This window comes from Devosia sp., from assembly GCF_028290645.1.
Classification (GTDB): domain Bacteria; phylum Pseudomonadota; class Alphaproteobacteria; order Rhizobiales; family Devosiaceae; genus Devosia_A.
This window is the reverse complement of the sequence record NZ_JAQGJL010000182.1, coordinates 1-8,719: the sequence shown is the minus strand read 5'-3', so window position 1 is coordinate 8,719 and position 8,719 is coordinate 1. Positions and strand designations below refer to the sequence as shown.

Below are 8,719 nucleotides of genomic sequence, written 5' to 3'. Positions count from 1 at the left end.
CGCGACGGTCAGGGCAGGGGGGAGGGTGCCGAGGACATTGTGCCATTCGGTGGGGACGAAGCGGTGCGTGGTCATGAGGTGGATTCCGGTGAGGGCATAAGGGGTAGCGGGTGATGCGGGGGTTGTCACTATGTCAGACAACCCACCGGCCCCATCTCCCCCTTGGCGGGGGAGAAAGCGAAATCTTAGGTTTAGCCGTTTGGCTAAGCCTTAGATTTCGCAAGAGAGGGGGCGCGGAGCCACCCTGCCTCCCATGACCCCTCTCTTGCGATTTCTAGGACTTAGCAAACGCTAAGCCCAAGAAATCGCTTTCTCTCCCGCAAGGGGAGAGATGACGAGAGATCGAGTTTATCCCAACCGAGCCGCCAGCCCCTCCGGATCATCCGTCGTGATCTGATCCACCCGCAACTCCAGCAGCCGCCGCACCACCGCCAGCCCCTCATCATCCGCCCGCTTCACCGTATATGCGTCGATCCGCTTCCCGGCCCGATGAAACGCCCCAATGATATCAAACCCGTCCCGATCTGCCTCCAGCACCAGCCGATACTCGAGATAATCGAGCTCCGACTTCGGCGAGGCCGCCACCGCATCGGCGACGAACCCCGCATAGTCCCGCGTCGCCATCAACCGCTCCAGCGCGCCCTTGTGGCAGGGGTCATACCCGATGCGAAGCCCCGGCACGTTCTCCGACAGCTGCGCCACCGACTCCGCATCCCCTGACGACAGGATGAAATGCCGTGCCACCGGTCCCAGCGCCTCTGCGAAATTCGCGATCACCCGCGGATTGAGCGCCGCTGCATCCTCCTTGTAGTCGAGCTGCAGCAGCCCCTCGGGATGCGCCCCGTCCCGCGCAATCAGCGCCGCGAGATCCTCGAGCAGCATCACCTTGTCCTCGATCTGCTGCCCGTCATTGTCCCTCAGGTGCAGCCCCCGCAGCACCTCGGCCGGCGTCTCGCGCACCAGCCCGCTGCCGGTCGTCTCGCGTTCCAGCAACAGGTTGTGCAGCACCGCCATTCCGTCGTCCGCATGGATCACCAGGTCCACCTCGACGCTGGCCCCCAGCTTCATCCCCTCGATAATGCGCCGTCCCGTGAACACCGGATCGCTGGCCATCCGCCGGCCGCGGTGCCACTTGAAGAACGTGCGGTAACCATCACGGGTCACCGAGATCGCGTCAGTCATGGAAGGTCAGTTGCTCCGGTGGATCGCCGCATTGTCGCGATAGGCGGCAAAGGCGCGCGGCTTCAGGTCGATCGACTGGCCCGCGGACCAGTCCCGCGCCTCCCTCGTCATCGACTTGAGCCGCACCCCGCCGGGCAATTCGATATCGACAATCGCATGCGTGCCGTAGTCGGTGACCCGATGGATCTTCGCCATCCCGGCGCCGCTGGCCGGCACGATCTCCAGCGCCTCCGGCCGCACCGCCAGCGTCGCCGCACCGTCGCCGACCGGCAGCGGCACGGTAAAACCCGAATGCGCGAACCTGCCGTTGGCAACCGTCCCGTCCACCAGGTTCATCGTCCCGATGAACCCCGCGACGAACGGCGTTGCCGGTTCACGATAGACCACGTCCGGCCGCGCTGCCTGCTCGGTCCGCCCGTCGCGCATCACCACGATCCGGTCGGCCAGGGCCAGCGCTTCATCCTGCCCATGCGTCACGAACAGCGTCGTGATCTTCAGCCGCTGCTGGATATCGCGCACTTCCTCGCGCAGCCGCTCGCGCAGGTGCTGGTCGAGGCTGGCGAACGGCTCGTCCAGCAGCAAAATCTTCGGCTCCAGCACCAGCGAGCGCGCCAGCGCCACGCGCTGCTGCTGCCCGCCCGAAAGCTGCGTCGTCTGCCGGTGTCCGTAACCGCCGAGGCCCACCAGTTCCAGCACCGCCTCGACCCGCCGCTTGATCTCATCGGCCGGCAGCCCGCGGAGCTTCAGCCCGAACGCCAGGTTCTTGAACACGTTCATATGCGTCCACAGCGCGTGGCTCTGGAACACCATCCCCGTCGGCCGCTTCTCCGGCGGCACGCGCGTCACATCCTCGCCGTCGATGGTGATGACACCCGAGGTCGGCGTCTCGAACCCGCCGATCATCCGCAGCAGCGTCGATTTCCCTGACCCAGACGGCCCGAGCAGGCACACCAGCTCGCCATCCCCGACCGTCAGAGTGAAGTCGTCCACCGCCTTGGTGGTCGAAAAGCTCTTGGTCACGTTCTTGATGTCGAGCACGGACATGCGGGGCAGAAACCTCTCTAGGCGCCAAAACCGCGGGCAAAGCTGCCCGAACTGATGACGCGGCGTGCGAACAGCAGCGCAATGAAGCTCGGGATCCACAGCAGCACGGAAAGCACCGCGCCATACTGGATCACCGGCTGGTTGTTGATGAAGCTGATCATCAGCACGGGCAGCGTCCTGATCTGCGGCGCGCCGATCAGCCACGCGCCCTCGGTCTCGTAGAACGTGCCGACAAAGCTCAGGAGCACCGCCGCCGCAATGGTCGGCCCCGCCTGTGGCAGCGTGATCGACCAGAACACCCGGAACGGCCCCGCACCCACGTCGCGCGCCGCTTCCTCCATCCGCCGGTCGACCGACTGGAACGCCGCGACCGGGATCCAGATCATGAACAGCAGCGTCCCCACCAGCTGGATCAGCACCACGCCCCAGAACGTCCCGATCAGGTTTAGGCTGAGGAAGATGCCGGCGATCGCCACCAGCAGGCCGAACTTCGGAAACGCGTGCCCGGCGAGGAACGAGAAGAACAGGATGTTCCGCCCCGGAAAGTCCATCCGCGCAAAGGCATAGGCTGCCGGCAGGCAGATGATGGCCGAGAGCAGTGTCACCATCGTCGCGAGGCTGAGGCTCATCGTGATGGCGCTCCAAACGTCGGCCCGCGCCAGCGTCTGGTACCAGAACTTCAGCCCGAATTCCTGCGGGATCACCGAAGGGTAGCGCCACACATTGGTGAAGGCCCAGGTGCCCACCACCAGCAGCGGGAAGACGATGACCAGCGTCAGCGCCACGGCAAAGAAGATGCCGGTCCAGTCGATCCGTCGCTCGGTCAGGGCACGCGCCATGTCAGGGCGCCCGGTTCTTGGCAACGGAGCGGACATAGAACAGCCCGAACACAATGCAGAACGCGAAGGCGATCACCGCCTGGGTGATGGCGTTGGTCGGATCGTTCAGGTCGCGGAAGGTGCGCTGCATGAACGGCCCCATCATCTCCGGCGCCGCCGGGCCCAGCACGTAGGGCAGGGTGAACGCCGAGAAGATCCCGAGCACGGTAAAACTCACCGCCACGAGGATCGAGTTCGAAATCCGCGGCAGGATGATGTGCCACAACAGCGCGAAGCGCCCGGCGCCGACATCGCGCGCCGCCTCGATCGACTGGTTCGAAACGTTCCCCAGCCCCGAGAGCAGGATCAGCACGGTCAGCGGAATATTGTCCCACACCAGCCCGATCACCGGCCCCCACGGCGTGAGATAGGGCGAGCGGATATGCGGCAGCCCGACGGAATTGAGCAGCAGGTCCACGGTGCCGTTCGGCCCAAGCACGCGGATCACCGCATAACTCAGGATGATCGACGGCACGAACATCGGAAAGATCGCCAGCCCCTGCACATAGGCGGCAAGCCGCCCCTTGGCGAAGCGCAGGTAGAGCGCGATGGGCAGGCAGATGAGCAGCAGCAGCAGCGCCGTCACCCCCGTGGTCCATAGCGTCACCGTCAGGTTGTTTATGCTGTACTGGTCGGAGAAAAAGAAGGCGTAGGTCTCGAGCGAGAAGCTCCGTCCACTGCCCTCGTTGGGCAGCCAGACCGTGCGCGCGATCGCCGAAATGATGGGCCAGATGACCATCCAGCACACCAGCAGCACCGGCGCAGCAACGAGCAGGAGGCCGATTGGCCTCCCGCTCTTTTTCGTTCCGACGATGTCGATCGCCGGCGTGGTCGTCACGCGTTGCGGTCCACGTTGGGGGCCACGTTGCGATACCAGCCGTCGTTGATCGCCTTCTCCCAGTCGCCGCCCGGGAAGACCGGGATGGTGGTCGGGATGACGTCCTTGAACTTCTCGCGCAGGTCCGCCGAGATGTAGTCCCACGACACGCCCGGGAAGCCGCCGAGTTCGGTCAGCACCGCCGACTGGATTTCCTCGGTGAGGATGAAGTCCGCGAGCTTGAGCGAGGCGTCCTTGTTGACGCCGTTAGAGAGCAACGTGCTGCGCGAGAAGCCGCCCGGAAGCCCGAGGTCGGTCAGCTGCACGAGGCCGGTGGTCTCCGGCAGCACGCCGGTGTTGATCGCCTGGATGGCCTGGTCCGACCAGGCCGGGATCATCGTCACGGCGCCCTGCGACAGCAGCTGGATCGACTGCGTGTTGCCCGAGGTGTAGGCGCCGTTGTCGAACAGCGAGCCCGCAAGGTCCTTGAGAACCTCCCAGCCCTTGCCCAGCGTCTCGTCACCGAATGCCTGGGTATAGTTGTCGATCTTGAACACGTTCACGTCGCGGCCATTGGCCTCGTAGATCGCGCGACGCACGAAATTGCCACCCGAACCGCCCTTGTCGGGCCGGTTGTAGATGAACTGGCCGGGGTTCGCCTTGATCCAGGCAACGAGGTCGGCAAACGTCTTCGGCGCATCGGCCGGAGCGAGCTTGGTCGTGTCGTAGGCGAGCAGCACCTGGCTGCCGCGGTAGGGCAGGGAGTAATCGCCGTCGAAGGCCAGCGGGTTGACCTTCGAATAGTTCGAGAGCCCGGCTTCCTTCATGTTGACCCAGAGGCCAGCCTCGATCCCACCGGCCGGCAGACGCGGGTCGAAGGTCTCGAAATAGTCGGCCTGCGGATCGGTTTTGGTCTGCATCGCGGCGACGGCGCGCTCGGCGATCGACTGCAGGCCCGCATTGTCGCCACCGTCGACGAGGTTCAGCGTGATCCCCGGGTTCGCAGCCTCGAACTTCGGCTTCACGATGTTGGTCCAGAAATCGAGGATGTTCTGGTCCGAGCCCGTGTACCAGTCGATCTTGCCGGCCTCGGCAAGCGCCAGACGCGGCAGCAGCACCATGCCGGCGGCAACGCCACCGACCGAAAGCATGAACGCACGACGTTTCATCGTTTGTCTCCCTTACGTTCGCCTCGCGGGATGATCCCCGGGAGGCAGGTCAATCTGATGCCGACCTTCGGGACCAGACTAGCTTTGGTCCGCCCGCTGGCAAGCGAAAAATGGAACGAAAATTCCATTGTGACAGTCTCGCGTCTCGTTCGTTCTGCGAGGCTTTCGCCCGCTTAAAGCGCACTCCAGTGACAGTCAGATGACATCGATACCCCCGGATTTCCGGCCGTTCCGGCGGTTACCTGGATTGTCCTTGCAGCAGAAAGTGCCGCCCGACTTCCGCGAACAATTCGAGGTCGGCGAGCGAATCCGTCAGCAACGTCTTCGGCTTTTCCCCAGTCGTGACGGAGTGATGGAACGCAGCCAGCTCGACCCGGAAAGCATCCTCGTAGAACGGTCCGATGATTTCGGTGCCGGTCGAGTGCAGATCCGAAGTCGTGATCTCGAGCCGGGTGGGAAGGTTCCGCACATACGGCGTGTCGTAGTTGATCCTGAAATGCTGGTTCATGGTCAGCACCTCGATCCCCGCATCGAACCGCGCCACATCGTGGATCACCGCCTCGTAGAGCGCCGTGAAGGTCCCGTAGTCGAACATCACGAGGACATTCTCGCCCCGATGCTGCCGTGCCGCGGCGACCGAGTTCGGTGCCCCGAACAGCTCCCGCATCGCCGAGAAACTGTGCGACGAGAGCCCGGTCAGCACCTGGTATGCCCGCAACTGGTCCGGCGCCGCCTCACCCATCACCGATTTCAGCAACGCCTGCGTCTTGGACCGCCCATCCGCGATCACTTCCGCCGGCACATCGTCCGGCCGGAAGATGTTGCGGCTCTGGTCGACGAAGAACTGGCTCTCGCGGATCAGGTCGCGGATCCGCACATGCCGGATTTCCTTCCGCGCGGGCAGCCGCTTCTTCAGCTCGGTGAACGCCGGTGCGAACCGCCGCATGTAGCCGACGAACACGATCTTCGAGTTGGCCTTGTCGAGTTCGATCAGCGGCCGCAGTTCCGCCGCCGTGAGCGCCGCCGGCTTCTCGATGAACACGTGCTTTCCCGCCTGGATCGCCTGCTCCAGCAGCGGCGCATGCAGGTGATCCGGGGTCAGGATGAACACCGCATCGAGCCCCGGATCGGCGATCAGCGCGTCGGCCGAAGCATGCCGGGTCCTGACCCCATACCGCTCTGCCACATGCGCGACGAGGCTCGGCGACACATCCGTCACCGCCGCGATTTCGAAGCGCTGGTCGTCCGCCAGAAGCGGCAGATGCATCAGCTGCGCGACTTCGCCGAGGCCGATGAAGCCGACTTTGATCCTGTCACCCATCACGCGATCGCCTGCATGTAGACGAAGTTGCGCTTGGCCAGCTGCAGCGGCGTCTCCGCCGCCTGCTCCGCAATGTCCTGCTCGACCACGATCGGCCCATCGAACCCCTTGGCCGCAAGAAACCGCATCACCGCCTGGATATCGACCGCGCCATCGGGAAGGGGGGCCATCACCCCCTCGCCATACGAATCCGCCACCGACAGCTTCCCGTCGAGCACGCGCTGCCGCACCACCGCGTCGACGTTCTTAAGGTGCATGTAGGCGATCCGCCCCCACACCTTCTCCATGTACGCGAGCGGATCCTGGCCCCAGAACGCGTGGTGCCCGGTATCGAAGCAGAGATCGATTTCGGTCTCCTCGAGCAGCCGGTCGATCTGCCGCTCGAACTCGACTGCCGTGCCGATATGCGGGTGGAAGCTCGCCTTCAGTCCAAACTCGCCCTCGATCACCGCCTGCGCCTCGCGCACCGTGGCGGTCAGCCCGTTCCAGCCCTCGCGGTCGAGCACGCCTTCTTGCCCGGCCGGATACCAGTTGCTCTCGTCCATGATGACCAGATGCTCGGCCCCGAGGTCCTTCAGCAGCGGTGCCAGCTCCCGCAGCGTCGCCATCAGCACCGGCGCCGAAGCGCGGTCGCCTAACGTATGCACGTGCGTCGCCCCGATCAGCGTCAGCCCGCGCTTCGCCAGTTCCGGCCCAAGCACGCTCTTGTCCTTGGGGAGGAACCCGAAGGGCCCGAGCTCGGTGCCGCGGTAGCCGGACGCCGCCACCTGGTCGAGATACTCCTGCCAGGTGAAATCATTGCCGGTTGGATAGTTGATGCCCCACGAACACGGGGCATTGCCGATAAGCATAGGTCAGTCCTGATCGATGTAGATTGGATTGGAAATGGCGCGCCGGATCGGCTCGTCGGTGAGATGCGAGCCCTTGAGCTGCCACGGCAGCTCGCCGCGCTCGGTCGCCGCCACAGTGAATTCCTTGACCAGCCGCTGCCTGCTGGCCTTGGCGATGATCTCGGCGCGCACGAACGTCTCCGCGCCATCGAGCAGCGCCAGCTCGCCGCGCCAGTCGTCGGCGTCGATCTCCTGTTCGATGATCGTGCCGCGCCCGTCGATCCAGGCCAGCACATCGCCCTTGGCGCCGCGCACGATCGCCCGGCAATCGAGTGGCTTCGTCACAGCCGAGCCCATCGGCTCCCCGTTGACGTTGATCTCGAGATGCGGCCCCCCGGGCCCCTCGGTCACATACCCGCGCCCGGCCTTCATCGCCGCCAGCACCGCTTCTTCGCTCAATTCATCGAGCCACAGCACCGTGGTCGGACGCGCCAGCACCAGCGGCCCCTCGGGCTGCAACTCCGCCGGCTGGTGGAAGTCGCTCCCGCCGATCGCCGAAATCCTCAGGCCCCGCGCCAGCCGCTCCTGCCACCGTCCCAGCGACACCCAGTTCCATGCCATCCATGTCGATTGCCACACCTCCTGGCAGTCGGCCGCCGGAAACTCGTAGTCCCAGGGAATGGTCGGCTTGTCGTGGTTGATCGACAGGAGCCCGCCCTTCCGATGCACGATGCCCGCGAGGACATGCGCGTCCGAAGTTTTGGTCATCCGGAAATCGACCCAGTCGTCGACGCCGTAGACATTGGCGTGCCCGACTGCCGTCGTCACCTCCATCCCCCGCACGAACACCAGGTCCGGCGACGACGCGGCATGGAAATAGCGCCGCTGAGTGATCGTGTTGTGGTCGGCAATGGCCAGGAAATCGAGCCCCGCCTGCCTAGCCGCCGCATGCAGCGTTTCAGGCGAACCCGCCGCATCCGAATGGAACGTGTGGCAATGGAGGTCCCCCCGATACCACCCCGCGCCCGCTCGCACCGGAAACGTCCGCGCCGGCGGCGGATTGGTGGCCCGCTCCGCGCTGTCGAGATCGACGGTAACCGTCACCTCGGCCCCCTGCGGCGGCACCTTGTAGAGCCCCAGAATGACGTTCCATTCGCCCGCCTGGATCGGTCCGTGTACGTAACCCGGCGTCGCATCGTCGGTGGCCACGAAGAACCGATCCCGAAACCCGCCCGACCACCCGCGAAAGCCTTCCTCCGATGGATAGGCCGTCACCCGCGGATCGAACATGCCCAGGTCGATGACGCAGTCCTCCGCCTTGGAATAAGCGAGGGCGACATCTATCCGCGTCGTCCCGGCGGGGACCGGGAAAGGGATGTAGAAATAGGGGTTACGAGCCTGATCTGCAGGGCTGATCTGGACAGTGATTGTCTGAGTCATGCCGCGGCCCCGGAGCGCGCTGACCCCCACCCCTGTCC

Annotated in this window: 8 protein-coding genes; all 8 read right to left on the bottom strand. The window is 64.9% G+C overall.

Annotation, left to right across the window (positions count from 1 at the left end; all coding sequences use genetic code 11):
* Window positions 1–348: 348 nt before the first annotated feature.
* Complete coding sequence (locus JWQ89_RS10085; RefSeq protein ID WP_299640631.1) at window positions 349–1,182, bottom strand: glycerophosphodiester phosphodiesterase family protein; 834 nt, start codon at window positions 1,180–1,182, stop codon at window positions 349–351.
* Window positions 1,183–1,188: 6 nt separating this feature from the next.
* Complete coding sequence (locus JWQ89_RS10080; RefSeq protein WP_299640630.1) at window positions 1,189–2,226, bottom strand: ABC transporter ATP-binding protein; 1,038 nt, start codon at window positions 2,224–2,226, stop codon at window positions 1,189–1,191.
* 17 nt (window positions 2,227–2,243) lie between these two features.
* A complete protein-coding gene (locus tag JWQ89_RS10075) occupies window positions 2,244–3,065 on the bottom strand; it encodes an ABC transporter permease subunit (RefSeq protein ID WP_299640629.1) in 822 nt (273 codons plus the stop codon).
* Window position 3,066: 1 nt separating this feature from the next.
* A complete protein-coding gene (locus JWQ89_RS10070) occupies window positions 3,067–3,843 on the bottom strand; it encodes an ABC transporter permease subunit (protein ID WP_299640633.1) in 777 nt (258 codons plus the stop codon).
* A 95-nt stretch (window positions 3,844–3,938) separates the two neighbouring features.
* A complete protein-coding gene (locus JWQ89_RS10065) occupies window positions 3,939–5,090 on the bottom strand; it encodes an extracellular solute-binding protein (RefSeq protein ID WP_299640628.1) in 1,152 nt (383 codons plus the stop codon).
* Between the two features lie 238 nt (window positions 5,091–5,328).
* Window positions 5,329–6,411, bottom strand: a complete 1,083-nt coding sequence (locus JWQ89_RS10060) for a Gfo/Idh/MocA family oxidoreductase (protein WP_299640627.1) — start codon at window positions 6,409–6,411, stop codon at window positions 5,329–5,331.
* Window positions 6,411–7,262, bottom strand: a complete 852-nt coding sequence (locus JWQ89_RS10055; RefSeq protein ID WP_299640626.1) for a sugar phosphate isomerase/epimerase — start codon at window positions 7,260–7,262, stop codon at window positions 6,411–6,413. The genes JWQ89_RS10060 and JWQ89_RS10055 overlap by 1 nt, the downstream gene beginning before the upstream one ends.
* Window positions 7,263–7,265: 3 nt before the next feature.
* Complete coding sequence (locus tag JWQ89_RS10050; RefSeq protein WP_299640624.1) at window positions 7,266–8,681, bottom strand: CehA/McbA family metallohydrolase; 1,416 nt, start codon at window positions 8,679–8,681, stop codon at window positions 7,266–7,268.
* Window positions 8,682–8,719: the final 38 nt, after the last annotated feature.